This window comes from Nisaea sp. (genome assembly GCF_034670185.1).
In the GTDB taxonomy this organism is placed as follows: Bacteria; Pseudomonadota; Alphaproteobacteria; order Thalassobaculales; family Thalassobaculaceae; genus Nisaea.
On record NZ_JAXMNY010000001.1, the window covers coordinates 1,358,119 to 1,384,145 of the forward strand.

At 58.7% G+C, this 26,027-nt stretch carries 24 protein-coding genes and 4 tRNA genes; 5 read left to right on the forward strand and 23 right to left on the reverse strand.

The genetic code is table 11. The annotated features are described in order from the left end of the window. The 12 genes from nuoK to VOI22_RS06480 all read right to left on the reverse strand — a co-directional run bounded on the left by nuoK (nucleotide 1) and on the right by VOI22_RS06480 (nucleotide 9,762). Nucleotides 1-309 carry an NADH-quinone oxidoreductase subunit NuoK gene (gene nuoK / locus VOI22_RS06425; RefSeq protein ID WP_028464844.1) on the reverse strand — a complete coding sequence of 103 codons (309 nt, stop codon included), beginning with the start codon at nucleotides 307-309 and terminating at the stop codon, nucleotides 1-3. A 5-nt stretch (nucleotides 310-314) separates the two neighbouring features. Further along, the gene (locus tag VOI22_RS06430; protein ID WP_028464843.1) at nucleotides 315-920 is read right to left on the reverse strand and encodes an NADH-quinone oxidoreductase subunit J; all 606 of its coding nucleotides are present in this window, start codon (nucleotides 918-920) and stop codon (nucleotides 315-317) included. 97 nt (nucleotides 921-1,017) lie between these two features. Continuing rightward, entirely contained in the window at nucleotides 1,018-1,506 is a 489-nt protein-coding gene (gene nuoI, locus VOI22_RS06435; RefSeq protein WP_036553121.1) for an NADH-quinone oxidoreductase subunit NuoI, read from the reverse strand. A gap of 59 nt (nucleotides 1,507-1,565) precedes the next feature. Continuing rightward, nucleotides 1,566-2,588 carry an NADH-quinone oxidoreductase subunit NuoH gene (nuoH, locus tag VOI22_RS06440; RefSeq protein ID WP_028464842.1) on the reverse strand — a complete coding sequence of 341 codons (1,023 nt, stop codon included), beginning with the start codon at nucleotides 2,586-2,588 and terminating at the stop codon, nucleotides 1,566-1,568. Nucleotides 2,589-2,602: 14 nt separating this feature from the next. Continuing rightward, nucleotides 2,603-4,699: an NADH-quinone oxidoreductase subunit NuoG gene (nuoG, locus tag VOI22_RS06445; RefSeq protein ID WP_323795722.1), complete on the reverse strand. Its 2,097-nt coding sequence runs from the start codon at nucleotides 4,697-4,699 to the stop codon at nucleotides 2,603-2,605. A gap of 36 nt (nucleotides 4,700-4,735) precedes the next feature. Further along, complete coding sequence (nuoF, locus tag VOI22_RS06450; protein ID WP_323795723.1) at nucleotides 4,736-6,040, reverse strand: NADH-quinone oxidoreductase subunit NuoF; 1,305 nt, start codon at nucleotides 6,038-6,040, stop codon at nucleotides 4,736-4,738. Then, complete coding sequence (nuoE, locus tag VOI22_RS06455; RefSeq protein ID WP_323795724.1) at nucleotides 6,040-6,702, reverse strand: NADH-quinone oxidoreductase subunit NuoE; 663 nt, start codon at nucleotides 6,700-6,702, stop codon at nucleotides 6,040-6,042. The genes nuoF and nuoE overlap by 1 nt, the downstream gene beginning before the upstream one ends. Further along, complete coding sequence (locus VOI22_RS06460) at nucleotides 6,699-7,877, reverse strand: NADH-quinone oxidoreductase subunit D (protein WP_323795725.1); 1,179 nt, start codon at nucleotides 7,875-7,877, stop codon at nucleotides 6,699-6,701. The genes nuoE and VOI22_RS06460 overlap by 4 nt, the downstream gene beginning before the upstream one ends. After that, complete coding sequence (locus tag VOI22_RS06465) at nucleotides 7,877-8,509, reverse strand: NADH-quinone oxidoreductase subunit C (RefSeq protein WP_323795726.1); 633 nt, start codon at nucleotides 8,507-8,509, stop codon at nucleotides 7,877-7,879. Before VOI22_RS06465 ends, VOI22_RS06460 begins: the two co-directional genes overlap by 1 nt. Before the next feature lie 40 nt (nucleotides 8,510-8,549). After that, nucleotides 8,550-9,107 carry a NuoB/complex I 20 kDa subunit family protein gene (locus VOI22_RS06470; RefSeq protein WP_028464837.1) on the reverse strand — a complete coding sequence of 186 codons (558 nt, stop codon included), beginning with the start codon at nucleotides 9,105-9,107 and terminating at the stop codon, nucleotides 8,550-8,552. Then, nucleotides 9,098-9,463: an NADH-quinone oxidoreductase subunit A gene (locus VOI22_RS06475; protein WP_028464836.1), complete on the reverse strand. Its 366-nt coding sequence runs from the start codon at nucleotides 9,461-9,463 to the stop codon at nucleotides 9,098-9,100. The genes VOI22_RS06470 and VOI22_RS06475 overlap by 10 nt, the downstream gene beginning before the upstream one ends. A 222-nt stretch (nucleotides 9,464-9,685) precedes the next feature. After that, nucleotides 9,686-9,762 (reverse strand) — tRNA-Asp (locus tag VOI22_RS06480). Nucleotides 9,763-10,002: 240 nt separating this feature from the next. Here VOI22_RS06480 and VOI22_RS06485 point away from each other — a divergent pair. Then, the gene (locus tag VOI22_RS06485; protein ID WP_323795727.1) at nucleotides 10,003-10,410 is read left to right on the forward strand and encodes a hypothetical protein; all 408 of its coding nucleotides are present in this window, start codon (nucleotides 10,003-10,005) and stop codon (nucleotides 10,408-10,410) included. Between the two features lie 30 nt (nucleotides 10,411-10,440). Here VOI22_RS06485 and VOI22_RS06490 read toward each other — a convergent pair. From VOI22_RS06490 to VOI22_RS06530, 9 genes are all read right to left on the reverse strand, one after another. Then, a tRNA-Val gene (locus VOI22_RS06490) sits at nucleotides 10,441-10,516 on the reverse strand. Between the two features lie 85 nt (nucleotides 10,517-10,601). Continuing rightward, on the reverse strand, nucleotides 10,602-10,874 hold the full coding sequence (locus tag VOI22_RS06495) for an HU family DNA-binding protein (protein ID WP_028464834.1): 273 nt from the start codon (nucleotides 10,872-10,874) through the stop codon (nucleotides 10,602-10,604). Between the two features lie 267 nt (nucleotides 10,875-11,141). Then, a complete protein-coding gene (gene lon, locus VOI22_RS06500; protein ID WP_323795728.1) occupies nucleotides 11,142-13,541 on the reverse strand; it encodes an endopeptidase La in 2,400 nt (799 codons plus the stop codon). A gap of 110 nt (nucleotides 13,542-13,651) precedes the next feature. Next, nucleotides 13,652-14,929, reverse strand: coding sequence for an ATP-dependent Clp protease ATP-binding subunit ClpX (gene clpX / locus VOI22_RS06505; protein WP_028464832.1), 1,278 nt, complete (start codon nucleotides 14,927-14,929; stop codon nucleotides 13,652-13,654). A 174-nt stretch (nucleotides 14,930-15,103) separates the two neighbouring features. Then, a complete protein-coding gene (clpP, locus tag VOI22_RS06510; RefSeq protein ID WP_028464831.1) occupies nucleotides 15,104-15,745 on the reverse strand; it encodes an ATP-dependent Clp endopeptidase proteolytic subunit ClpP in 642 nt (213 codons plus the stop codon). 71 nt (nucleotides 15,746-15,816) lie between these two features. Next, nucleotides 15,817-17,310, reverse strand: coding sequence for a trigger factor (tig, locus tag VOI22_RS06515; RefSeq protein WP_323795729.1), 1,494 nt, complete (start codon nucleotides 17,308-17,310; stop codon nucleotides 15,817-15,819). A gap of 63 nt (nucleotides 17,311-17,373) precedes the next feature. Continuing rightward, nucleotides 17,374-17,458: transfer RNA gene (locus VOI22_RS06520), tRNA-Leu, on the reverse strand. An 87-nt stretch (nucleotides 17,459-17,545) separates the two neighbouring features. After that, nucleotides 17,546-18,964 carry a malonyl-CoA decarboxylase gene (locus tag VOI22_RS06525; protein WP_323795730.1) on the reverse strand — a complete coding sequence of 473 codons (1,419 nt, stop codon included), beginning with the start codon at nucleotides 18,962-18,964 and terminating at the stop codon, nucleotides 17,546-17,548. Between the two features lie 31 nt (nucleotides 18,965-18,995). Continuing rightward, the gene (locus tag VOI22_RS06530) at nucleotides 18,996-20,504 is read right to left on the reverse strand and encodes an NAD(P)H-hydrate dehydratase (RefSeq protein WP_323795731.1); all 1,509 of its coding nucleotides are present in this window, start codon (nucleotides 20,502-20,504) and stop codon (nucleotides 18,996-18,998) included. Between the two features lie 114 nt (nucleotides 20,505-20,618). Between VOI22_RS06530 and VOI22_RS06535 the strand changes: the two genes are divergently transcribed. Beyond that, a complete protein-coding gene (locus VOI22_RS06535; RefSeq protein WP_323795732.1) occupies nucleotides 20,619-21,002 on the forward strand; it encodes a DUF423 domain-containing protein in 384 nt (127 codons plus the stop codon). An 11-nt stretch (nucleotides 21,003-21,013) separates the two neighbouring features. On the opposite strand, the gene VOI22_RS06540 is transcribed toward VOI22_RS06535, so the two are convergent. Further along, a tRNA-His gene (locus VOI22_RS06540) sits at nucleotides 21,014-21,090 on the reverse strand. Nucleotides 21,091-21,183: 93 nt separating this feature from the next. Then, nucleotides 21,184-22,347 carry an aminotransferase gene (locus VOI22_RS06545; protein ID WP_323795733.1) on the reverse strand — a complete coding sequence of 388 codons (1,164 nt, stop codon included), beginning with the start codon at nucleotides 22,345-22,347 and terminating at the stop codon, nucleotides 21,184-21,186. A 204-nt stretch (nucleotides 22,348-22,551) separates the two neighbouring features. On the opposite strand from VOI22_RS06545, the gene VOI22_RS06550 reads away from it, so the two are divergent. The 3 genes from VOI22_RS06550 to glnA all read left to right on the forward strand — a co-directional run bounded on the left by VOI22_RS06550 (nucleotide 22,552) and on the right by glnA (nucleotide 25,884). Next, the gene (locus VOI22_RS06550; RefSeq protein ID WP_323795734.1) at nucleotides 22,552-23,718 is read left to right on the forward strand and encodes a pyridoxal phosphate-dependent aminotransferase; all 1,167 of its coding nucleotides are present in this window, start codon (nucleotides 22,552-22,554) and stop codon (nucleotides 23,716-23,718) included. A gap of 212 nt (nucleotides 23,719-23,930) precedes the next feature. Beyond that, complete coding sequence (locus tag VOI22_RS06555) at nucleotides 23,931-24,269, forward strand: P-II family nitrogen regulator (protein ID WP_028464826.1); 339 nt, start codon at nucleotides 23,931-23,933, stop codon at nucleotides 24,267-24,269. Between the two features lie 205 nt (nucleotides 24,270-24,474). Further along, nucleotides 24,475-25,884 carry a type I glutamate--ammonia ligase gene (gene glnA / locus VOI22_RS06560; RefSeq protein ID WP_323795735.1) on the forward strand — a complete coding sequence of 470 codons (1,410 nt, stop codon included), beginning with the start codon at nucleotides 24,475-24,477 and terminating at the stop codon, nucleotides 25,882-25,884. Nucleotides 25,885-26,027 lie beyond the last annotated feature (143 nt).

Here is a 26,027-nt window from a genome sequence, read left to right on the forward strand (position 1 = left end):
TTACCCTTTCATCAGGTTGATGTCTTCGACCGCGATGCTTCCGCGATTGCGGAAATACACCACGAGGATGGCAAGGCCAATGGCGGCCTCCGCCGCGGCGACCGTCAGCACGAAGAGTGCGAAGATCTGTCCGACGAGATCGTTCAGGAAGACGGAGAAGGTCACCAGGTTGATGTTCACCGCGAGCAGCATGAGCTCGATCGACATCATGATGATGATCACGTTCTTCCGGTTCAGGAAGATCCCGAACATACCGAGTGTGAAGAGGACGGCGGCAACCGTCAGGTAATGCGCCAGGCCGATTTCCAACATGATCAGACCCCTTCCCCGCTCTGCACTTTAACGACTTCAACCGTCTCTTCCGTGGTCCGGGAAAGCTGTGCCGAGATACGCTGGCGCTTGACCCCCGGCCGGCTCCGAAGCGTCAGCACGATGGCACCAATCATGGCGATCAGCAGGATCAGACCAGCCGACTGGAAGAGATAGACATAGCGGGTATAAAGCAGCGCGCCGAGCGCGTGAGTATTGGTCACGGCCGTAGGATCAGGCGCCGGGGCCGCCGTGATCAGATCAGGTGCGATCACCCAACTTGTCACCACGAAGAACAGTTCGGCGAAGATCACCACCCCGATCAACAGGCCAATCGGCAGGTACTTCATGAAGCCCTGACGCAGCTCGACGAAATTGATGTCGAGCATCATGACGACGAACAGGAACAGCACCGCGACCGCACCGACATAGACCACCACCAGAATCATGGCGATGAATTCGGCTCCAATCAGGACGAACAGTCCTGCCGCGTTGAAGAAAGCCAGGATCAAGAACAGAACCGAATGAACCGGGTTCCGCGACGAGACCACCATGACGCCCGAGGCAATGGTGATCGCGGCAAAGACATAAAATATGAGTGCCTGGATCATCCGCGCCCCCGCTCCGCCGGAAGTCCGGCAGGCATTTTGTGAGTCATCTCAGCCATTCTATCGGCTTTCTTCATGTTCCCTCGCCCCCAAGCAGCCCTTAACGGTACGGCGCTTCGACGGTCAGATTATGCGCGATCTCGCGCTCCCAGCGGTCCCCGTTCGCGAGCAACTTGTCCTTGTTGTAGAACAGCTCCTCACGGGTTTCCGTGGCGAATTCGAAGTTCGGTCCCTCGACGATTGCATCGACCGGGCAGGCTTCCTGGCAGAAGCCGCAATAGATGCATTTCGTCATATCGATATCGTAGCGGGTCGTCCGCCGGCTGCCGTCATCGCGTGGCTCAGCCTCGATTGTGATGGCCTGTGCCGGACAGATCGCCTCGCAGAGTTTGCAGGCAATGCAGCGCTCTTCCCCATTCGGGTAACGGCGCAGAGCATGCTCACCGCGGAAGCGGCTGCTGATCGGCCCCTTTTCATAAGGGTAATTGATGGTCACCTTCGGCTTGAAGAAATACTTCAGGGTCAAATACATGCCCGAAAGCAGTTCCCACAGCAGCAGGCCGCGCGCGCTTTGTTGCAACGTGCTCATGGCTCAGCCTCTCTCCATCGTGCGCGTTTCAGTCGCGTCTGACATCATTCGATCCGTCCTCATCCCAACACCGGCGCTGGTACCCAGTCGAAGGCCACCAGCACACCAGCGGTCAGCACGACCCAGAGCAGCGAGAACGGCAGGAACACTTTCCAGCCCAGCCGCATCAACTGATCGTAGCGGTAGCGCGGGAATGTCGCCCGGACCCAAAGGAAGAAGAACAGCACAAAGGCAATCTTGGCGAAGAACCAGATCGGCCCCGGTATCCAGTTGAACGGCGCGATATCGAACAGCGGCAGCCAGCCGCCCATGAACAGGATCACAGTGATCCCGCTCATCAGGATCATGTTCGCGTATTCACCAAGGAAGAACAGGGCGAAGGTCATTGAGGAATATTCGACGAAATACCCCGCAACCAGCTCCGACTCGCCTTCCGGAAGGTCGAACGGCGCCCGGTTCGTTTCGGCCAGTGCCGAGACGAAGAAAATCACGAACATCGGCAGCAGCGGAATGGCGAACCAGACCGTCTTTTGCGCCTCGACAATGGCGGTCAGGTTCAGCGAGCCTACACAGAGCAGAACGGTAATCATCACGAAGCCGATGGACACTTCGTAGGAGACCATCTGCGCCGCCGAACGGAGCGCGCCGAGGAAGGCATATTTCGAGTTTGACGCCCAGCCAGCCATGATCACGCCATAGACCCCGAGCGAGGAAATCGCGAACAGATACAGCACGCCGACATTGATATCGGAAAGCACCATGCCGGCATCGAACGGGATCACCGCCCAGGCGATCATGGCAAGGGTGAAGGTCAACATCGGCGCCATGGCGAACATGATCTTGTTCGCGCCCGCCGGCATAATGGTTTCCTTGGCGAACAGCTTTACACCGTCGGCGAGCGGCTGCAGCAGACCGAACGGGCCGACAACGTTCGGTCCCTTCCGCATCTGCATGGCGCCAATCACCTTGCGTTCGAAATAGGTGAGATACGCGACGGCCACCAGCAGCGGCACCACAATGGCCAGAATCTGCGCCAGAATGATCGCTGTCGGGATCACGTAGGTTTCGAGGATCGCATCCATACCCACTTAACTCCTCACCCCTCGGTCCCGGTCTTGTCCTGCTTGGGCAGGACAAAAACTTCCGTGCATTCGGCCATCGTCTGGGAGGCCCGGCTGATTGGATCGGTCATGTAGAAATTCTCGACCGTAGTTCCAAAACCTGTCTCGGACATGGCGCCTTCGGTGCCAAACGGCCCCCATGCCGCTTCCGGCGCAATATCTATCTCGGTAAAGACCTCGTTCGATTTCCGAAGAGCGGCCCGAAGCTGCTCGAGGCTGTCATAAGGCAGTGTCGCACCGAGATGCGCCGAAAGAGCCCGGACAATGGACCAGTCCTCGCGGGCGTCGCCTGGCGGGAAGCTGGCCCGCAGTCCCATCTGCACCCGGCCTTCTGTGTTCACGTAGAGGCCATCTTTCTCCGTGTAGGCAGCGCCAGGCAGGATCACGTCCGCACGGTGTGCGCCACGGTCACCATGGTGGCCTTGATAGATCACGAAGGCATCGCCGAGACGTTGTGTATCGATCTCGTCCGCACCAAGCAGATAGACAGCCTTGATCTCGCCCTTGGAAGCGCCGTCGAGCATACCCGCGACATCCGCGCCGCCCTTGCCTGGCAAGAAGCCGATATCGAGGCCGCCAACGCGGGATGCCGCCGTGTGCAGCACACTGAAGCCATTCCAGGCTGGAACCTCGTTGCCTTCCTCGTCCTTCGAGGCGGGCACGAGCATCCCGGTGCTTTCCGCGATCTTGCGGGCCGTCGCCAGAACCGCCGCCCCGTCTTCGCGGGTCAGCGCGCCCATGCCGAGGATAATCATCGGCTTTTTGGCGTCCTTTAGGACGGAGGCAAAATCGTTCTTGCCGTCTGCAAGCTCGGTCAGGGTCTGCGCACCGGCGCCAAGATGATCGTATTTGTAAGTCAGATCGACCGGCGCGCCGATCACACCAACCTTGAGACCGCCCGCGAGCCAGCGCTTGCGGATGCGGGCGTTCAAGACGGCAGCATCCCAGCGCGGATTGGCGCCGACGATCAAGATGGCGTCTGCGTCCTCGATCCCGGCGATCGTCGCGTTGAAGAGATAACCGGCCCGAGTCGTCGCATCGAGTTTCGCGCCGTCCTGACGGCAGTCCAGGTTGGGTGAACCCAGCGCGGTCATCAGGCCTTTCAGGGCAAACATGGACTCAACGTCAACCGTATCGCCAGCAACGGCCGCAATTTCGGCGCCCTTCAGGCCTTTCAGCTTCGCTGCAATTGCGGCGAAAGCGTCATCCCAGGAAACCGGCTGCAATTTGCCGTCCTTGCGCAGATACGGCTTATCCAGCCGCTGGCGCTTCAGGCCGTCACAGGCATAACGGGTCTTGTCGGAGATCCACTCTTCGTTGACCTCTTCATGCAGGCGCGGCAGCACACGAAGCACTTCGGAGCCCCGCGTATCGACCCGGATGTTCGAGCCAAGCGCATCCATCACATCGATGGTCTCGGTCTTGCGCAGCTCCCAGGGGCGCGCCACGAACGCGTAAGGCTTTGAGGTCAGCGCACCGACCGGGCAAAGGTCGATCACATTGGCAGAGAGCTCGCTGTCGAGCGCCTTTTCCAGATAGGTTGTGATTTCCGCATTCTCACCGCGGCCGAGCAGGCCCATGTCGGTGACACCGGCCACTTCGGTCGAGAACCGGACGCAGCGTGTGCAATGGATGCAGCGGGTCATGATCGTGTTGACCAGCGGGCCCATATACTTGTCTTCGACCGCGCGCTTGTTCTCGTCAAAGCGGCTGGAATGATGGCCGAAGGCCATAGCCTGGTCCTGCAGGTCGCATTCGCCGCCCTGATCGCAGATCGGGCAGTCCAGCGGGTGGTTGATGAGGAGGAACTCCATCACCCCCTCCCGCGCCTTCTTGACCAGATCCGTATCCGTGCGGATCACCATACCTTCGCCGGCCGGCATCGCGCAGGAAGCAACAGGCTTCGGTGAGCGTTCCATTTCCACGAGGCACATGCGGCAGTTGCCCGCAATCGACAGGCGTTCGTGATAACAGAAGCGCGGCACTTCGGCGCCAGCCTCTTCGCAAGCCTGCAACACGGAGGCGCCAGCCGGAACCTCGACCTCCGTACCGTTGACTGTCAATTTAGGCATTGCGATCTCCCCGCAAGCACGTTCCCGTCGGGCACATCATTCCGCTGCCTCCATTACCGGCAAAACCGGCTGGCCGGCCTTGCGAGCTTCAATCCGGCGTTCGACTTCCGGCCGGAAGTGCCGGAGAAGACCCTGGATCGGCCAGGCAGCAGCATCACCCAGCGCACAGATCGTATGACCTTCGATCTGCTTGGTAACTTCATAAAGCGCGTCGATTTCCTCGACTTCGGCCTCGCCCCGGCAGAGCCGGTCCATGACCCGGTACATCCAGCCCGTGCCTTCACGGCACGGCGTGCACTGGCCGCAGCTCTCATGCTTGTAGAAGTATGAAAGGCGCGCGATGGCCCGGACGATGTCGGTCTGTTTGTTCATAACAATGACCGCGGCGGTACCGAGACCGGCGCCTACTTCGCGGAGCGAATCGAAATCCATCAGCACATCGTCGCAAACCGACTTCGGCATCATCGGCACGGAGGAGCCACCAGGGATCACCGCCAGCAGGTTGTCCCAGCCGCCGATCACGCCGCCGCAATGCTTCTCAAGAAGCTCACGGAGCGGAATGCCCATTTCTTCTTCGACATTGCACGGATTTTCAACATGGCCCGAGATGCAAAACAGCTTGGTGCCGGAATTCTTCGGTCGGCCAAGATCCGCAAACCACTGGTAGCCGCGCCGCAGGATTTCCGGAACAACCGCAATGCTTTCGACATTATTGACCGTTGTCGGGCTCCCATAAAGGCCGACACCAGCCGGGAACGGCGGCTTCAGCCGCGGCTGGCCCTTCTTGCCTTCGAGGCTCTCCAGAAGCGCTGTTTCCTCGCCACAGATATAGGCGCCGGCACCGCGATGCAGGATGACGTCGAAATCGTAACCGGAGCCGCAGGCATTCTTGCCGATCAGACCCGCTTCATAGGCCTGGTCGATCGCTGCCTGGAGGCGCATCGCCTCATTATAGAACTCGCCACGGATATAGATGAAAGCCGCAGTCGCCCGCATGGCGTAACCGCCGATCAGGCAGCCTTCGACCAGCTTGTGCGGATCGTTCCGGATGATTTCACGGTCCTTGCAGGTGCCCGGCTCGGACTCATCAGCATTGACCACGAGATAATGCGGCTTGTCCTTCACCTCTTTCGGCATGAAGGACCATTTCACACCGGTCGGGAAGCCTGCACCGCCGCGTCCGCGCAAGCCGGAATTCTTCACGTCTTCGACGATATCTTCCGGGCTGCGTGAAAGGATTTCTTTTGTGGTGCTCCAGTCGCCGCGCTTGCGGGCGCCTTCAAGGCCCCAGTCGAACCAGCCGTAGAGGTTCGTGAAGATGCGGTCCTCGTCCCTCAACATCACTTGTCTCCCGTCTTGGCGGCGCTGACCTGAGCGTCATACGTCCGGGCGCCCTCATTGTCCTTGTAGGACACCAGGGTCTGCGCACCGGCTTCCGGCTCGGAATGGTTCCGGCCGCTGAGCGAGCCCGGCTCCGGCACCTCACCCTTCTTCAGGGCGTCGAGCAGCTTGTCTGTGTTCTCGTAATTGGCATCTTCATAGAAATCGTCGTTTACCTGCAGGATCGGCGCATTGGCGCAAGCGCCAAGGCATTCGACCTCAAGCAGGGTAAACATGCCGTCTTCGCTGGTCTGATGATTGTCCAGGCCGAGCTTGTCCTTGATGCACTTCATCACCTGATCGGAACCACGCAGCCAGCACGGTGTCGTGGTGCAGGCCTGCAGGAAATATTTCCCGACCGGCTTCAGGTTGTACATCGTGTAGAAGGTCGCCACTTCCAGAACCCGGATGCGCGGCATCGTCAGCTTCTCGGAGATCACGTCGATCGCGGCCAGCGGAATCCAGTTGTCGTGCTGGCGCTGGGCCAGATCAAGCAACGGCATCACCGCGCTGGCCTGACGGCCTTCCGGATATTTAGCAATGATCGCATCCGCCTTCGCCGTATTCTCGGGCGTGAAGGCAAAGCTCTCGGGCTGGTTCTCGGCGATGTCGATACCGCTCACCGGTCAATCTCCCCGAACACAATATCAAGCGAGCCAATGATGGCGACCGTGTCGGCCAGCATGTGCCCTTTGGACAAGAAATCCATGGCGGACAGGAACGAAAATCCGGGAGCCCGGATCTTGCAGCGATAGGGTTTGTTCGTGCCGTCGGAGACCAGGAACACTGCGAATTCGCCTTTCGGCGCTTCCACGGCTGTGTAGGTCTCGCCAGCCGGCACGTGATAGCCCTCGGTATAGAGCTTGAAGTGATGGATCAGTGCTTCCATCGAGTGCTTCATTTCGCCACGGCTCGGCGGAGCAACCTTCCGGTCTTCGGTTTTCACCGGGCCGTCCGGCATTTTCTCTATGCACTGACGGATGATCTTCAGGCTCTCACGGACTTCCTTGATACGCACCAGATAGCGCGCGTAGCAGTCACCGGTCTTGCCGATCGGAATATCAAAGTCGAGCTCGCTATAAACGTCATAGGGTTGCGATTTCCGCAGGTCCCATGGCATGCCCGAAGCCCGGATGCACGGGCCGCTGAAGCCGAGCGCCTGCGCCTCTTCAGCCGTGACGATGCCGATATCCACGGTCCGCTGCTTGAAAATCCGGTTTTCCGTCAGCAGGCTCTCGATATCATCCATCAGGGCCGGGAAAGTCTCGGTCCAGGCCATGATGTCGTCCAGCAGGCCAGCAGGAATATCCATGGCCACGCCGCCCGGGCGGAAATAAGCCGCGTGCAGACGCGCGCCGCAGGCCCGCTCATAAAACTCCATGAGCTTTTCGCGCTCTTCGAAGCCCCAAAGCAGCGGCGTCATGGCGCCAACGTCGATCGCGAAGGTCGTGATGTTCAGCAGGTGGTTCAGGATGCGCGAGATTTCGGCATAGAGCACCCGGATGTACTGGCCGCGTTTCGGCACTTCAATGCCGAGCAGTTTCTCGACTGCCAGCGCATAGGCATGTTCCTGGGACATCGGCGCGACATAGTCGAGCCGGTCGAAATACGGCACTGCCTGCAAATAGGTTTTGTATTCGATCAGCTTCTCGGTGCCGCGATGCAAAAGACCGATATGCGGATCGGCACGCTCGACGATCTCGCCATCCATCTCCAGCACCAGACGCAGCACACCGTGCGCGGCCGGGTGCTGCGGGCCGAAATTCAGCGTAAGCGGCTTGATATGCGCTTCAGCCATCAGGAAGCCCCCTCTTCGGACTGCTCATCCGCCTTCTCGTCACCCGGCAGGAGCGAACGCGCGCCTTCCCACGGGCTGAGGAAATCGAAACTGCGGAAATCCTGAACCAGCTTCACCGGCTCGTAGACCACCCGCTTCTGCTCGTCGTCATAGCGCACTTCAACATGACCGGTCAGCGGGAAGTCCTTGCGCAGCGGATGACCTTCAAAACCATAGTCCGTCAACAGTCGGCGCAGGTCCGGATGATCGGAGAAGAAGACTCCGTACATGTCCCACGCCTCGCGCTCGAACCACTCAGCCGACGGGAACACGCCGCTGACCGAAGGGACTGGTGTCACCTCGTCGGTCGCGACCTTGACCCGTATCCGGTTGTTCTGTTGCACGCTCAGAAGATTGTAGACGACGTCGAATCGCTGTTCACGCTCCGGATAATCGGTACCGCAGAGATCGACGAGGCACCGGAACTGGCACTGCGAATCATCCCGGAGGAAGGTAAGCACCTTCAGGATATATTGCGGCCGGGTGCGGATCACGAGTTCGTCGAGAATAAAACCGGTCTCGACAAGCTCGGTATCGAGCTGGCCGGACAGATAGTCCGCCAGCTCTCTCTGCATTTGTGTCGGTGCTGCCATGCTGTCGTCTGCCTCTGCCTGGCGTTGGTCCGGACCCGTATTAGCGGGCGATCGTCGAAGTGCGTTTGATCTTCTTCTGAAGCTGTAGAAGCCCGTAAAGAAGCGCCTCTGCCGTCGGCGGGCAGCCAGGCACATAGACATCAACCGGCACGACACGGTCGCAGCCGCGGACCACTGAATAGGAATAGTGATAGTAGCCGCCGCCATTGGCACAGGAGCCCATGGAGAGCACCCAGCGCGGCTCGGCCATCTGGTCGTAAACCTTGCGCAGGGCCGGCGCCATCTTATTGGTCAGCGTACCGGCAACAATCATCACGTCGGACTGCCGCGGGCTCGGCCGGAACACCATGCCGAACCGGTCAAGGTCATATCGGCTGGCGGCCGAATGCATCATCTCGACGGCACAACAGGCAAGACCAAAGGTCATCGGCCAGAGCGATCCGCCGCGGGCCCAATTGAAGAGCTTGTCAGCCTGAGCGACGACAAAGCCCTTTTCATTTAGCTCGTCGCCGACAGCCTTCAGGATAGCGTCCTGATCGGCACCCGGCGGAAGCGGGCGAAGATCCTGCGAAGCCTGCATAACGGGTCTCACTCCCATTCCAACGCCCCTTTGCGCCATTCGTAGACGAATCCGATCGTCAATACGCTGAGGAAGATGATCATCGACCAGAAGCCAAAGAGCCCAATCCCGCCGAGCGAGATCGCCCAGGGAAACAGGAAGGCCACTTCCAGGTCAAAGATGATGAAGAGGATGGCAACAAGATAGAACCGGACGTCGAACTGGCCTCTGGAATCGTTGAACGCTTCGAAGCCACACTCGTAGGCCGAAACCTTTTCCGAATCAGGCCGCTGCTTCACGACCAATAGAGATCCGATCACCATTGCGAGGCAGAGCCCGATCGCAACAGCGAGGAAAATCAGAATAGGCAAATATTCCCGGAGGATATCGCTCATATCGTCAGCTCTCTCTCATGCCCGGCGCGTTGAAGTGATCCTAGGATACACCCACGCCTTGTTACCGGGCGCACTATAGTTCCATAGCGCGTCCAAGAAAAGCCTGTGTCGCCACAGAAAGACCGAAAGAATTCTTTAAATTCCGGCGCTTGAACGCATCTTACGGCCTCGGGCGATGACCGGGCCGTATACAATTTCAGAATTGATTTAACTAAAGATAAATGGCGGGAGTGACGGGACTCGAACCCGCGGCCTCCGGCGTGACAGGCCGGCGCTCTAACCAACTGAGCTACACCCCCGTTTTCTGGGCCGCGGTGCCGTCCGTTTGGCGGCGCCCCCGACGAGGAGGCGCTTATTTACGTGGGCCCCCATGGAGTGTCAAGCACGATGGATTGGAAAAATGACACTTTTTTGGGTCGACCACGCGTAACCGCCGGAATAGTCCGGTTTTCCGCAGAAAATTCTTTGTTTTCCCGGACCGACATCCAAGCTTAAGTTACAAAAACAAGACCAACGGACCAGAACAGGATCCCTGCCCGATGATGACCGAACGCGATTATGGCCGACTCACGAAGCTCATCGCCATGCTGGCCAGCGAGAACGACGGAGAGGTGCTGAACGCGGTCGATGCCATAAGCAACATCCTGAACCAGTACGGGCTGGTCTGGAACGATCTCCTGCTGCCCAGGAAGTTCCTGAAGGTACGAGATACCCAGAGCGACGACCTCATCGCCGAGCCCGCGAGCAGCGCGCCGCCGGACCCGACACAGGCCTCGCCAAAGCAGATGTTTGAAATTTTGTTGGCCAGCCCGCGAGTCTCCGTGGAGACCAAGCGGGACATTCGCGACTATTCGAAAGAAATTTCGGAGAATCGGGTGAGCCCCAAAACCAGGGCCGACCTGCATGCTATGTATCGTTATGCCATCGTACAAGGCCGATACATCTAGCGTTCGGACAGATCTAGCGTCCGGAGCGGATGGTGGGCGCTGACGGGATCGAACCGCCGACCCTCTCGGTGTAAACGAGATGCTCTGCCAGCTGAGCTAAGCGCCCGTTCCGCATCGGGGACAAGCCCCAACGAAAACGCCGCCCCTTCTAACAGGGACGGCGTCACGCGAAAAGAGAGAAATGTGTAGCGTCAGTTCAAAGCGTCTTTCAGACCCTTGCCAGCCTTGAATTTCGGCTGTTTCGACGCGGCAATTTGAATTTTTTCACCGGTCCGCGGATTGCGGCCCTCGCTGGCGGCGCGGGATGCGACGCTGAAGGTACCGAAACCGACCAGCCTGACCTCGTCACCGGATTTCAGCGCGGAGGTAATGGAGTCGAGGACAGCGTCGACAGCGGAAGCCGCATCAGCTTTGGTTATATCAGCGGAATCGGCAACGGCCGCGACGAGCTCATTTTTATTCACGTTATAGCCCCCCTATCAATTGATGGAATCACCCAGAAATTGGCCGGATTACCGGCCCAATTGGTGAGCTAGTTTAAATCGCGGAAAACACGGGCGTCAATCGAACAACCGGTAGATTTCCGCAGGATTGCGGGGATTATCACGATTGCTCAATTTTATTCCGGTAATTTTCGAATAATTTATAGTCATAAAAATGAGAAAACCCCGACTCGAAAGCCGGGGTTAAGCTCAATTCTTTGTTTTCTGCCTGTCTATTGGCAGAACAACCTAATGTGTTGTCAGAGACTTCTCTTTTTTGCCATCAGCTGCAGCCACTGGCTCGATAACAATCTCTTCAGGATCAATCGGCACCAAAGGTTTTGTCAGCGCCGTGGCAAGAACCTCGTCAACTGAAGCGACCGGAATGATCTCCAGGCCTTCCTTGACGTTGTCCGGGATCTCCGCGAGGTCTTTCTCGTTGTCCTTCGGGATCAATACGACCTTGAGACCGCCACGAAGCGCCGCCAGGAGCTTTTCCTTGAGACCGCCAATCGGCAGGACACGCCCGCGCAATGTGACCTCTCCGGTCATGGCGACATCCCGGCGCACCGGAATACCGGTCAGGACCGATACAATCGAGGTCACCATGCCGACACCTGCGGACGGGCCATCCTTCGGCGTCGCGCCTTCCGGCACATGCACGTGGATATCCCGGTTCTCAAGGCTCTTCAGAGGAATCCCGAACATGAAAGCGCGTGATTTCACAAAGCTTTCAGCCGCCTGAATCGATTCGCGCATGACATCGCCGAGCTTGCCGGTCGAAATCACCTTGCCCTTGCCAGGTACGGTCACCGATTCGATGGAGAGCAACTCGCCGCCGACCTCTGTCCAGGCGAGACCCGTGGTAACACCGACCAGATCGTTTTCCTCGACCTCGCCGTAGCGGTACTTCCGGACGCCCGCGTACTTTTCCAGATTCTCGGGAGTCACTTCGACCGACTTGACCCCGTCCATGAGGATTTCCTTGACCGCCTTGCGCGCCAAATTGGCGAGCTCGCGCTCAAGATTACGGACGCCGGCCTCACGAGTGTAGTAGCGGACCAGATCAAGCAGACCTTTGTCTGTGATCGACCATTCGCCTTTTTTGAGACCGTGCTGCTCGATCTGCTTGTTGATCAGGTGGCGTTTGCAGATCTCCACCTTCTCGTCCTCGGTGTAGCCGGAGATACGGATGATCTCCATCCGATCGAGAAGCGGTTGCGGCATACGCAGCGTGTTCGCGGTCGTAACGAACATCACGTCCGACAGATCGTAATCGACTTCCAGATAATGGTCCTGGAAGGTCGTGTTCTGCTCCGGGTCGAGCACTTCGAGCAATGCCGAGGACGGGTCGCCGCGATAGTCGTTACCGAGCTTGTCGATCTCATCGAGCAGGAACAGCGGGTTTGAGAACTTTGCCTTCTTCATCCCCTGAATGACCTTGCCCGGAAGCGAGCCGATATAGGTCCGGCGGTGCCCGCGCACTTCGGCCTCGTCACGCACACCGCCGAGCGACATGCGGACAAAGTTACGACCCGTGGATTCAGCGATGGATTTACCGAGCGAAGTCTTGCCGACACCCGGAGGACCAACGAGGCAGAGAATCGGCCCCTTCACCTTGCCAGTGCGCTGCTGCACGGCGAGATACTCGAGGATCCGCTCCTTGACCTTCTCAAGCCCATAATGATCCCGATCGAGAACCGACTGGGCATGCTTGATATCTTTCTTGACCCGCGAGCGCTTCTTCCACGGAATGGCAAGCAGCCAGTCTAGGTAGTTGCGCACAACGGTCGCTTCCGCGGACATCTGGCTCATGTTGCGCAGCTTCTTCAGCTCCGCATCTGCCTTCTCACGCGCTTCCTTGCTGAGCTTCGTCTTCCGAATCCGCTCTTCAAGCTCGACCAGTTCATCGCGGCTGTCGTCGGTTTCGCCGAGCTCCTTCTGAATGGCCTTCATCTGCTCATTCAGATAATACTCGCGCTGGGTCTTCTCCATCTGCCGCTTGACGCGGTTCCGGATGCGTTTCTCGACCTGCAGAACGCCGATCTCGCCTTCCATGAAGCCGTAGACCCGCTCTAGACGCTCAATGACCGTCTCGCTTTCAAGCAGTTCCTGCTTCTCGGCAATCTTCAGCGCCAAATGGGACGCGATCGTATCCGTCAATTTGGCCGGATCTTCGATCTGGTTGACCGAAACTAGAACCTCGGGCGGAATCTTCTTGTTCAGCTTGATGTATTGCTCGAACTGGCTGACCACGGCCCGGGACAGCGCTTCCTGCTCCGGATCGTCGCTTTCATCGTCGACAATCGGCTCAGCAAAGGCTTCGAAGAAATCTTCGTTGTCCTTGAACTCGGTAATCCGCGCACGCTGAATGCCTTCAACCAGCACCTTCACCGTGCCATCGGGCAATTTAAGAAGCTGCAAGACGGTACCAACGGTGCCGACAGTATAAATGTCGGCCGGCGAAGGATCGTCATCCGCAGCATTTTTCTGCGTAACCAGAAGGATCTGCTTGTCGTCCTTCATAACGTCTTCGAGGGCACGCACAGATTTATCGCGGCCCACGAAGAGCGGAACAATCATGTGCGGAAAGACGACGATGTCGCGCAACGGAAGGACGGGGAAACTTGAGGTACCTGTCTCTTGCATCAGTCTTTCAACTCGCTCCCCTCTACAAAACGATTGCCGGGATGGGGAGAGCGCCCGGCGAACCGTTATTTAAATGGCACTCTCCCAACACCGTTCAAGTCGGGAGTGAATTATGCGCTGGATCCAACGTCCTCGCGGCGCTCTCCGTGCACCATGATCGGCGGAGCGCCATTCTCGACCGTCTCGCCGTTGATGATGATTTCCTCGACATCTTCCATGCCCGGCAAATCAAACATCGGATCGAGCAGAATGCCTTCCATGATGGACCGCAGACCACGCGCGCCGGTCTTCCGTTCGATGGCCTTGTCGGCGATTGCCTTCAGGGCCTCCTCGCGGAACTCCAGATTGACGTTCTCCATCTCGAACAGCCGCTGGTACTGCTTGACCAGAGCGTTCTTGGGTTTCGTCAGAATCTCGACCAGTGCTTCGTTATCAAGGTCTTCCAGCGTCGCGACGACCGGCAGACGGCCAACGAATTCCGGGATAAGACCGAATTTCAGCAGATCCTCAGGCTCGACTTCGCGCAGCACCTCACCGGTGCGGCGATCGTCCGGATCCTTCACGTCTGCCCCGAAACCGATGGAGGAGCCCTGTGAGCGGTTCGATATAATTTTCTCGAGACCCGCAAAGGCACCGCCACAGATGAACAGGATGTTCGTTGTGTCGACCTGGAGGAATTCCTGCTGTGGATGTTTACGCCCGCCCTGCGGCGGCACGGAGGCAACGGTGCCTTCCATGATCTTAAGCAGGGCCTGCTGCACGCCCTCACCCGACACATCGCGGGTAATTGACGGGTTGTCGGATTTCCGGCTGATCTTGTCGACCTCGTCGATATAGACGATGCCACGCTGCGCCCGCTCGACATTGTAGTCGGCCGCCTGCAACAGCTTCAGAATGATGTTCTCGACATCCTCGCCGACATAACCGGCCTCGGTCAGGGTTGTCGCATCCGCCATGGTGAAGGGGACATCAATGATCCGGGCCAGGGTCTGGGCCAGCAGCGTCTTGCCGCAACCGGTCGGACCAACCAGCAGGATGTTGGATTTCGCCAACTCTACATCGTTGTTCTTGCTGGAGTGCGACAGGCGCTTGTAGTGGTTATGCACCGCTACAGACAGAATCCGCTTCGCATAGGGCTGACCGATTACATAATCGTCCAGCACATCCATGATGTCACGGGGGGTCGGAACCCCGTCGCGCGACTTCACAAGCGTTGTCTTGTGCTCTTCACGGATGATGTCCATGCAGAGTTCGACGCACTCGTCGCAGATAAAGACCGTCGGGCCCGCGATCAGTTTGCGGACCTCGTGCTGACTCTTGCCGCAGAACGAGCAGTACAAGGTGTTCTTCGAATCACCACCGTTCGTGCTTCCGCCGGATTTGCTCATCTTATCCACATTCGTTACGGGACGGCTGAATGGTCATGTTAGCCAAAGGCGCCGAAGCCGCACAACGTGAAAAAATCATGTCATACTAGGCAACGGCTGTAGAACCCGGTGCGGCCATGCCGCAGAACACCCCCGTCAGCCATCTCGGGCGGGGCCATTCTCGTTCCCGGTCAATCAGCTCTTGGCGTCGTCTTCCTTGGCATCGAGAGGCCGTTTATCAACGACTTCGTCGATCAAGCCGAACTTTTTGGCTTCCTCGGGCACCATGAAATTATCGCGTTCCATACCCGATTCAATATCTTCGACCTTGCGGCCGGTATGTTTCACGTAAATTTCGTTCAGGCGCGCACGTGTCTTGAGGATTTCGCGGGCATGAATCTCGATATCGCTGGCCTGCCCCTGGAATCCGCCGGACGGCTGATGGATCATTATTTTCGCATTCGGCAGGCAATAACGCTTACCGGCAGCACCCGCAGTAAGAAGAAGAGAGCCCATGGAAGCCGCCTGCCCGATGCAGACAGTCGAGACGTCCGGGCGGATGTATTCCATCGTGTCGTACATCGCCAGGCCTGAGGTTACGACCCCGCCCGGAGAGTTGATGTACATGGAGATGTCTTTTTTCGGATTCTCAGCTTCCAGATACAGAAGCTGAGCGCAGACGACGCTGGAGATCGCGTCGTTGATTGGGCCGACAACAAAGATGATCCGCTCTTTCAGCAAGCGGGAATAGATATCGTAGGCCCGCTCCCCGCGGTTGGTCTGTTCGACCACCATGGGGACCAAGGAGTTCATATAGATCTCTGCGGGATCATGCATTGTGTCGGCCTTCATCGGGTTACGTCGCAATCGGTTGGTAATCAGCATATGGGACGTTCAGTCCCTGATGACTACCCTTCCGCAGCGTCGTCTGTTTTTTTCGTTTTTGCAGCAGGCTTTTTCGCCGGTGCTTTCTTTTTCGCAGCAGGCTTTTTGGCCGCAGCCTTCTTCGCCGGCTTTTCCTCAGAGGCCGAATCGTCTTCGTCTTCCTTGAAGAGATCTTCCGCAGCAACCGTCTTGTCGGTCACCTTGGCCATCTCGACAATGAAGTCGACAATCTTGTCCTCAAGCAGCGGCGCCCGGATGTTGGCCTGGGCCTGGGCGTTCTGCTGGTAGAACTGCACGACCTGCTGTTCCTGACCCGGATATTTGGTGGCTTCCTGATAGATCGCCCGAGCGACTTCCTCGTCACCGATCGAAATGTTGTTCAGGCGGCCGACTTCCTGCAGCAGGAGACCGAGACGAACCCGGCGTTCGGCGATGCCACGATATTCAGCCTTTTCTTCGTCGCTGAGCGACTCGTCAGCTGCATGCGCGTGATCATGATCATGATCATGGTCATGGTCGTGGTCATGGTCGTGGTCGTGGTCGTGATCATGCTGCTGCGGCTTCACAGCCTGACAGATCGCGTCATATTCAGCCTGCACCATGCCTTCCGGCACTTCGAAGGAATGCTGCTTCTCAAGCGTATCGAGCAGAGTCCGCTTCAGTTTGGTCCGGGCGGCGCCGACATATTCCTGCGACAGCTGGCCCTTGATCGCTTCCTTCAGGGTGTCGAGATCATCCATGCCGAACAGCTTGGCGAACTCGTCATCAATCTTCGGGTCGGTGGTCTCGCGGATCTCGATGACTTCGGTCTCGAAGATCGCTTCCTTACCCGCCAGAGTGGCCTGGCCGTAATCTTCCGGGAAGGTAACTTTCACGTCGAGCTTGTCTTCGGCATTCACACCGATCAGCTGGTCTTCAAAGCCCGGGATAAAGGTGCCCGAGCCGAGTTCCAGATGATGGCCTTCGGCAGTACCGCCATCAAATGCGACGCCGTCGACCATGCCCTTGAAGTTGATGACAACGGTGTCACCGGACTTGGACTTCCGCTTGCGCTTGATCGGCTCGGAGCTCTTGTGCTGGGTCGCGAGCTTGCCGATAGCCTCATCCAGATCAGCATCGCTCGGCTCTGCGGTCAGACGCTCGATCTCAAGGGTCGAGAAATCGATCGGAGTGATTTCCGGCATGATGTCGACCACCATGCTGAATTCGAGATCGCCACCTTCGTCGAATTTGGTGATCTCGATCTGCGGCTGCGTTGCAGCCCGGAGATCGCGCTCGTCGAGAGTCTTCTGCGACGTCTCGTTGACGGTCTTCTCCAGCACTTCGCCCATCACGGAAGGGCCGTAACGCTTCTTCAGGAGCGCGACGGGAACCTTACCCGGGCGGAAGCCCGGCATGTTGATGGTCGGGGCTAGCTGCGTCAGACGCGCATCGACCTCGCCGTTAATCGTCTCGGCGGGAATCACGACCTGGAATTCGCGCTTCAGGCCTTCGGAGGAAGTTTCAGTAACCTGCATTGGTTTTCGCTCAATCTGCTTCGTCTGCGTTCGCCCACGATACTCGCGCCATGGCCTGTCCGATGGTGCGGGTGAAGGGACTTGAACCCCCACGGCTTTCGCCACCAGAACCTAAATCTGGCGTGTCTACCAATTCCACCACACCCGCGAGCCTTCTTGGCGTCCATGGAGGCGCCATGTCGTATAGGACCGGCATGGCTATCCGAACCGGCCCGGCACGTCAACAGTTATGGCTTCAGTCGCGGAGTAACGGTTTCACTGAGGAAGAGACCGCGATTTTCCCGGAGGAGGAATAGGCGCCGCTATTACTCTCGATGTCGCTCACCCGATACAGATAATTGATCATCATTCCATGGGCTTGGGAGAGGCCTTTTGGGGATGTGTCCCCAAGCCAGTTAAGCCGCTCCATGCGGGCACCGTTCGACAGATGGAAATGTGCAACCGGGTCCTTGGCCTTGCCATCCGGACGGCGCTCCCCGTGAAGATAATGTGCCGCCATACGGCTCACCGGCATCTTCAAGGCAGCCGCCAACTGCTCATCCTGATTCCAGTCCGGGCGTCCCAAGGCGGATTTCAGCCGTTCACCATCGCTCTTGCCATCCACAAGTGGGGAAAGGGCCTTACGCTCCGCGTTGGTCAACTCGAAGGCGTCTTCATCCAGTATCTGCGCCGACCATTTACCAAATCCCGGAATCGGCGACAGGGTCGCAAATTTCTTCAAATTCGGCACGTCGTGCTTCAGCAGCTCGACGACCCTCTTGATCAGGAAGTTGCCGAAACTGATGCCGACAAGCCCCTTTTGCGCATTGGAGATCGAGTAGAAGATCGCCGTGGTGGCTGCCGAGACATCGCCCATCGGCGCATTTGCATCGAGAATGTCGTGCACATTGGCCGCCATCTCAGGCACCAGCGCGACTTCCACAAAAATCAACGGCTCGTGCGGCATCGCCGGGTGAAAATATGCGAAACAGCGCCGATCGGAATCGAGTCGGTTTTTCAGATCGTCCCATGAACGGATCTCGTGCACCGCTTCATAGGCGATCAGTTTTTCGAGAATCGCCGCCGGGCTTTCCCATGTGATCAGTTTCAGCTCCAGAAGGCCGACATCGAACCAGGCGCTCAGCATCTCTCGCAGGTCGTCCGAGAGCGCCTTGATCGCCGGCTCGGCACGAGCGTAACCGAGCATCACCACCCGCATGTCGACGAGAAACTTCACGCCTTCCGGCAGTGTCGTGAAACGCTTGAGCAGTCCGCGCCAGCGTGGTTCAAGAGCGCGGCGCAGGATGGCTTCCGCTTTCTCTCGCCCCTTATCGTCCTTGGCAGCCTTGACTCCGTCGATAGCCGTATCGACGGCGGTACGGTCGACACCGTAATTTTCCGCCAGAAGCTTGAGGAAACGGAGCTGTCCGGTTGGCTCAAGCGCCAGATACATCCTGCCGAGATCTGCCGCACGGGCCCGGGCGGAAACCTCGTCCGCGCGCACCGTCAGGCAATCTTCCATCTGCTGGCGCACGCGCTCCAGATCCTCATCGGGAAGATCCGGGCGTGGCAAGCCGGAGAACATGTGACGCGTTGAATCCGAGAGCCCTGACCATGCGTGGCGCAGGTTGGTCAGGGTCCGGTCGATGAAACTAGTCGCTTGATCGTTTGGCATTTTCAAAAGATGGCCCAGCTGCGCGCTACCTTCAACGCTCTCTTGGTGAAGAATTTGAGGAAATCTCCAACCATCGGAGATCTTCGGCGAATATCCGCGGAAAAATTTCTGGCAAATCTTCAGCGATCAGGCCCGGCCCGAACCGGCTGGCCGCCGCTCCATTGAGCCAAACCGCGGCTGCAGCCGCTTCGAAAGCGGGCATGCCTTGTGTCAACAACCCGAGGATTGTGCCGGCCAGTACATCACCGGTTCCCCCCGTCGCCAACCACGGCGGCGCATTGCCATTGATCGCTGCCCGGCAATCCGGCGCGGCAATCACCGTGTCCGGCCCTTTCAAAACAACGACGGCGCCAACCAGCGCCGCCGCCGCGCGCGCCATCTCCAGCTTGCTACCGGAAAGATCTGGAAACAGGCGGGCAAACTCACCTTGATGCGGCGTCAAAACGGCAGGTGCCCGGATCATGCTGGAGAGAGCCTCCGCCTCTCCAGCGAAAACCGTAAGCGCATCCGCATCAAGCACAACAGTCCGCTCCGCCAGGAGCGCTGCCTCAGCAATTGACCGCGTATGCTCTGAAACACCATGCCCCGGCCCCACCAGGACAGCATTCTTGCGGGCGTCCTCCAACAGGCTGCTGAATGCCGCAACATCATCGGCCGGCGCCGTAATAACGCCCGGTGCATCGGCGGAAAACAGCGGACACAAGCTCGAGGGCGCCGCAACAGTCAACAGTCCGGCCCCGGACCGGCGTGCAGCCCGCGCGGCAAGACGCCCGGCCCCCGTCATTGCTCCCCCGCTTATAACAGCGTGGCCGCGTGTATATTTATGGCTCGAAGCATCCGGCCGGGGCAGGACCAAGGCCCACAGCTCCCGCGCGTTCTCGAAAGTGGCGGGAACGATCTCGCGCAGCACGTCCGCCCTGATCCCGATATCGGTAACGACGAGTTCCCCCGACAGGGCGCGTCCCGGATAAAGCATATGCCCCGGCTTCTTGCAGAAGAACGTAACTGTCATCACAGCCGGGACGGCGACCCCACGCACGGCGCCGGTGTTCCCATCGACGCCGCTCGGCATATCGACCGCAACAGACGTCAGAGCTCCGTCGCACACCATCGACTCGGCACGCGCCAGGAAATCGAACGCAACACCGCCAATATCGCGCGCCAGCCCGGCGCCAAAAAGCGCATCGACCAGCAACTCAACCCCATCGAGCAGATCAGGCGTCAATGCGGCAACCTGGCCATCCCACTTTGCAGCAGCAAGCGCAGCGTCACCCCGTAGGTCCTCACGCTTCCCCAACAACGTCAGCTCGACGTCCCAACCCCGCTCCTGTAGCAATCGAGCGACGACAAAACCGTCACCTCCATTGTTCCCGGGACCACAGACGACGAGTGTCCTGCGCGGCGTAAACCGGGCGGCGATAGCATCAGAGACGGTCACGCCGGCGGTTTCCATCAACTCGATACCGGGCGTACCGCAACGAATCGTTATCCGGTCCGCCTCACCCATTTCCTCGACACTGAGCAGCGTCAGATCGTCCACATGCCTCTCCAGCCCTTGAGTCGGGCGGAGGATAGGACGAGAGTGCCGGTCATGGAATGCGGTAAATCCGCGCTGGTCCAGTCACCACGCTCACAATAACCTCAGGAATTCCCGATGACAGCCCTGAACCGTGCCCTCTGGATCGCCCTCGGCCTCGCCGGTCTCGTCGCCGTCGGCATTGGCGCCTACGGCGCACATGCGGCCGGGTTCGACAGCGTCGCCCATGACCGGTTTGCCAGCGCCCTGCTCTATCACCTGGTTCATCTATCGGGGATAGCCGCCGCATTACTGCTCAACGGGCGTAAAGCCTCACCGTTGGCCACGGCAAGCGCCTGCCTGTTTCTGCTCGGGATGCTGCTTTTCTCGGGATCGCTCTATGCCAGCGCATTCAGCGGAGGCGCCACGCCGACGGCGCTCGCCCCGTATGGGGGCATGTCCTTCATGCTCGGATGGCTCACTCTCGGTGTTGCCGGAGCCCGTTCGGTAGAAGGTACTTAGAAAAGAGGGAGTGGGGCGAGTGATGGGTCTTGAACCCACGACCTCCAGATCCACAATCTGGCGCTCTAACCAGCTGAGCTACACCCGCCACAAGTCCGCTCGCTCAATCGCGAGGGCCGTTTACCTACTGTAACATAGCAGGCTCGTCAACCGGTTTACCGCGTCGTAATGCCGGTTCTTTTCAGCCGCCGAAATGCGCGGCCAACCGGCCGAATGCCTCATCAAGAACGGCATCCTGCTTGGCGAAGCAAAAGCGGATGAAATTCTTTGACGCCTCGCCGGAGTAAAACCCGCTGACCGGCAGGGCCGTGACCCCGGCTTCGGTCGTGATATGGCGGCAGAACGCGGCGTCGTCTCCGTCAAAGCCAAGACCGGAAATATCGACGAACTGGAAATAAGTTCCTTCGCACTCAACACACTCGAACCCGTTGATCCCGCTCAGCCCGTCGGCAAGACGATCCCGCTTGGCCTGCATTGAGTCCCGCAGCCCGTTGAAATAGCTGTCATCCTGGCCAAGACCAAAGGCAACCGCGCGCTGCAGGTTCGGCGCCGTGGTGAAGACCAGAAACTGATGCGCCTTGGAAATGGGCTGCAACAGCTCCGCCGGTGCGGTCACATAGCCGACCTTCCAGCCGGTCACTGAAAAAGTCTTGCCGGCGGAACCGATCCGGACGGAGCGCTCACGCATTCCCGGCAATGTCATCAGCGGATGGTGCTGGCGGCCGTCGAAGGCCATATGCTCATAGACCTCGTCACAAACGGCGTAGCAATCGTGCTCGATCACAGTCTCGGCAATCGCTTTCAGCTCGGTCTCGGTAAACACTTTGGAGGCGGGGTTCATCGGCGAATTCAGAACCACGAGCTTGGTTTTCTCGCTGAAAGCAGCCTTGAAAGCCGCGATATCGAGCTTCCATTCCGGCGGGCGCAGGGTCACCACCTTCGGAATGCCCCCTGCCCGCTTGATGATCGGCAGGTAGCAATCGTATGTAGGCTCGATCAGCACAACCTCGTCGCCCGGCTCGATCAGACCGAAAAAGCAGGCAGCCAGGCCTTCCGTCGCCCCGGTGCTGACCATGACCTCGCTCTGCCAATCCACATCAAGACCGTAGAATCGCTTGTTGTGATCGGCGACGGCCCGACGCAATTCCGGAACGCCAAGCATCGGCGGATACTGGTTCGGCCGGTCGAACAAAAAGTTCGACGCCTGCTGCAGAACCGCGTCCGGTCCGCTGTCGTCGGGAAACCCCTGCCCCAGATTAATCGAGCCATGTTCGATCGCCAGGCGCGACATGACCTCGAACACGGTTGTTCCGAAAGAGGACAACAGGCTGTTTGCAGGCTTCATCTGGGCGACTCCGAAGGATTCCGCAACATTAGGAGGCATGGCGCTTAGCCCAAGGTTGCGGCCAATGCAAGGCCTCCGCAGCAGTGCTGCAACGCAGCACGCATTGCACGTGACGAAACTGCCAATTGAGCGGCTCTTTCCGCGCCGCTATAAGGGCGTCACGGAAATAAATAAATTCCCGATAAAATCGGAAGGAACAGGGTCATGACCAAGCTCGCGGAACGACTGAACCATCTAGGGACGGAAACCGCATTCTCCGTTCTGGCGCGAGCGAACAAGCTGGCCGCCGAAGGCCGCAGCATCATAAATCTCGGCATTGGCCAGCCCGACTTCCGCACCCCGGACAACATCGTCGAAGCAGCGGTCAAGGCCCTGCATGACGGACATCACGGCTATACCCCGGCCAACGGCATTCCAGCTCTTCGTGAAGCGGTCGCCGCCAACCTGGAAAAGCGCCATGGCGTTGCCGTCGATCCGGGTCGGGTTCTGGTCGTTCCGGGCGGCAAGGTGACGATGTTCCTCGCCATGATGATCTTCGGCGAGCCCGGCGCGGAAATCATGTTCCCGGACCCCGGCTTTCCGATCTACCAATCCGCAATCGAGTTTTCCGGCGCGAAGGCTGTCTCAATCCAGTTGCGCGAGGAAAACGGTTTTGCCTTTTCGGCTGAGGAAGTTCTGGCCGGCATTACCGAGCGGACCCGACTGATCATCGTCAACAGCCCGGCCAACCCGACCGGCGGCGTCGTGCCCCGGGCCGAGTTCGACAAACTGGTGGCCGGTCTGCAGGCCTGGCCTGATGTCGCCGTCATGAGCGACGAGATCTACAGCGAGATGCTTTATGACGGCCGTGAGCATGTCAGCCTGCTGCAATATCCCGAAATCGCGGATCGCCTGATCCTGCTCGACGGTTGGTCCAAGACCTATGCCATGACCGGATGGCGCCTCGGTTACAGCGTCTGGCCGAAAGACATCTTCCCGCACGCTGAAAAGCTTTGTGTGAACATTCATTCCTGCGTCAACGCGGCGGCTCAGTTCGCCGGCCTTGAAGCTCTGACCGGCCCCCAGGACGCCGTTTCGGAAATGCTCGTGGCCTTCGACGCGCGCCGCAAGGTGATCGTCAACGAACTGAACGACGTTCCCGGATTCCGCTGCATCGAGCCCGGTGGCGCATTCTATGCTTTCCCGAATATCGAGGGCACAGGCATGAAAGCGCAGGCGCTGCAGGAAAAACTTCTGGAGGAAGCCGGCGTGGCAGTGATCGCCGGCACCAGCTTTGGCGGCTTCGGCGAAGGCTATCTCCGCTTCTCCTACGCCAATTCGACTGAAAACATCGTCGAGGCCATCGCCCGCATCAGAAAATGCCTCGCATAGGCCGCACCGTTGAGGATCTGCCTCATTTTTGCTGCCTATTTTTTAGTCAGGTGCGTGAAATTGGAGCATAAATGTACCTGAGCAGACCCTAACAAGATCCCGCCTTATTAGTGATTTCAACGGGTTACGATTTTTTCCCTAACTGGCATGCAGCATGCTCTTAGGGGGGCGTGACCCGAGGACCGGGACATCAACAAGAAGAGCAAGGCGCAATGAAAAAAATCGAAGCCATCATCAAGCCCTTCAAGCTGGACGAGGTAAAGGAAGCGCTACACGAGGTCGGGATCCAGGGGATCACCGTGACCGAAGCCAAGGGTTTCGGGCGCCAGAAAGGGCACACCGAACTCTATCGCGGGGCCGAGTACGTCGTCGATTTTCTCCCCAAGGTGAAAATCGAGGTCGTTATGGAGGACTCGCTGGTCGAGCGCGCAGTGGACGCCATACAGTCCGCCGCACGCACCGGCCGTATCGGTGACGGGAAGATCTTCGTTTCTACTGTCGATGACGTAATCCGTATCCGAACCGGTGAATCCGGTGGCGATGCCCTCTAGGAACCGATAAACCCGCTCCTCCCGATGGGAGGACGTACACCGTCCAGCCTGAACCGGCTGGACTAATGAATTCGTCGGGGCTGGACAGGAATCTGGAACCCCGTCAAACCCGGGACGCCCGGCCAGAAAGGCTTTCGGACAAACCGCCAACGGTTGCTCCGAACGCCCGGAGAGGCAACGACCCATCAAGTCAGGAAGGAAGACTATGTCTGATGTGAACGCCGTTTTGAGCATGATCAAGGAACACGACTGCAAGTTCGTTGATCTCCGTTTCACGGATCCGCGCGGCAAGATGCAGCACGTGACGCAGGCTATCGAGACAATCGATGCAGAAAGCCTCGTTGAAGGCTTCATGTTCGATGGCTCCTCCATCGCCGGCTGGAAAGCAATCAACGAATCCGACATGAGCCTCAAGCTGGATCTGTCCACGGCGCGCGTCGATCCGTTCTTCGCACAGCCGACCCTGATGATCCTCTGCGATGTTGTGGATCCGATCACCGGCCAGCCCTACGAGCGCGATCCGCGTTCCACGGCAAAAGCCGCACTGAACCACCTGAACAGCCTCGGTATAGGCGACACCGCGTTCTTCGGTCCGGAAGCCGAGTTCTTTGTGTTCGAGGACGTGAAGATCAAAACCGGCTCCAATATCGGCTACTACGAAGTCGATCACCCGGAAGGCCCGTACAACTCCGCCCGCTCCTATGAAGAAGGCAACATGGGTCACCGTCCGGGCGTCAAGGGCGGCTACTTCCCGGTTCCGCCGGTGGACAGCGAACAGGATCTGCGCAGCGAAATGCTCGCGGTCATGGGCGAAATGGGTGTGGATATCGAAAAGCACCACCATGAAGTTGCTCCGGCCCAGCACGAACTCGGCATGAAATTCGGCACATTGATCGAGACCGCCGATGCCCTGCAGATGTACAAATACGTGGTGCATAACGTCGCCCATGCCTATGGCAAGACCGCGACCTTCATGCCGAAGCCGATCGCTGAAGACAACGGCTCGGGCATGCACGTTCACCAGTCGATCTGGAAAGACGGCAAGCCGCTCTTCGCCGGCAATGGTTATGCCGATCTCTCCGAAATGTGCCTCTACTATATCGGCGGCATCATCAAGCACGCGAAGGCCCTCAACGCCTTCACGAACCCGACGACCAACAGCTACAAGCGTCTCGTGCCGGGCTTTGAAGCACCGGTTCTGCTCGCATATTCCGCGCGTAACCGCTCCGCTTCCTGCCGTATTCCGTTCGTGAACAGCCCGAAGGGCAAGCGCGTCGAGGTCCGGTTCCCGGATCCCGCCGGCAACCCGTACCTGGCCTTCTCCGCCATGCTGATGGCCGGCCTTGACGGTATCCAGAACAAGATCCATCCGGGCGACCCGATGGACAAGGATCTGTACGACCTGCCGCCGGAAGAACTGGCCGACATCCCGACCGTTGCCGGCAGCCTGCGCGAAGCTCTGGAATGCCTCGATGCGGACCGTTCGTTCCTGACCCAGGGCGATGTCTTCACCAACGATCAGATCGATGCCTACATCGAATTGAAAATGGATGAGGTCATCCGCTTCGAACAGACCCCGCATCCGGTCGAATTCGAGATGTACTACTCCGTCTAAGGCAACGGGCGGCCGGGGTTCCCGGTCGCTTGGCCTTGGACATCTCCAAGCCCTTTCGCCGGTGTGCTTTTATCCGGCGGAAGGCTTCCTCCCAAAACTCGGGCCGCCTCGTGCGGCCCGTTTTTTTGTGTGCGTCTTGTAAA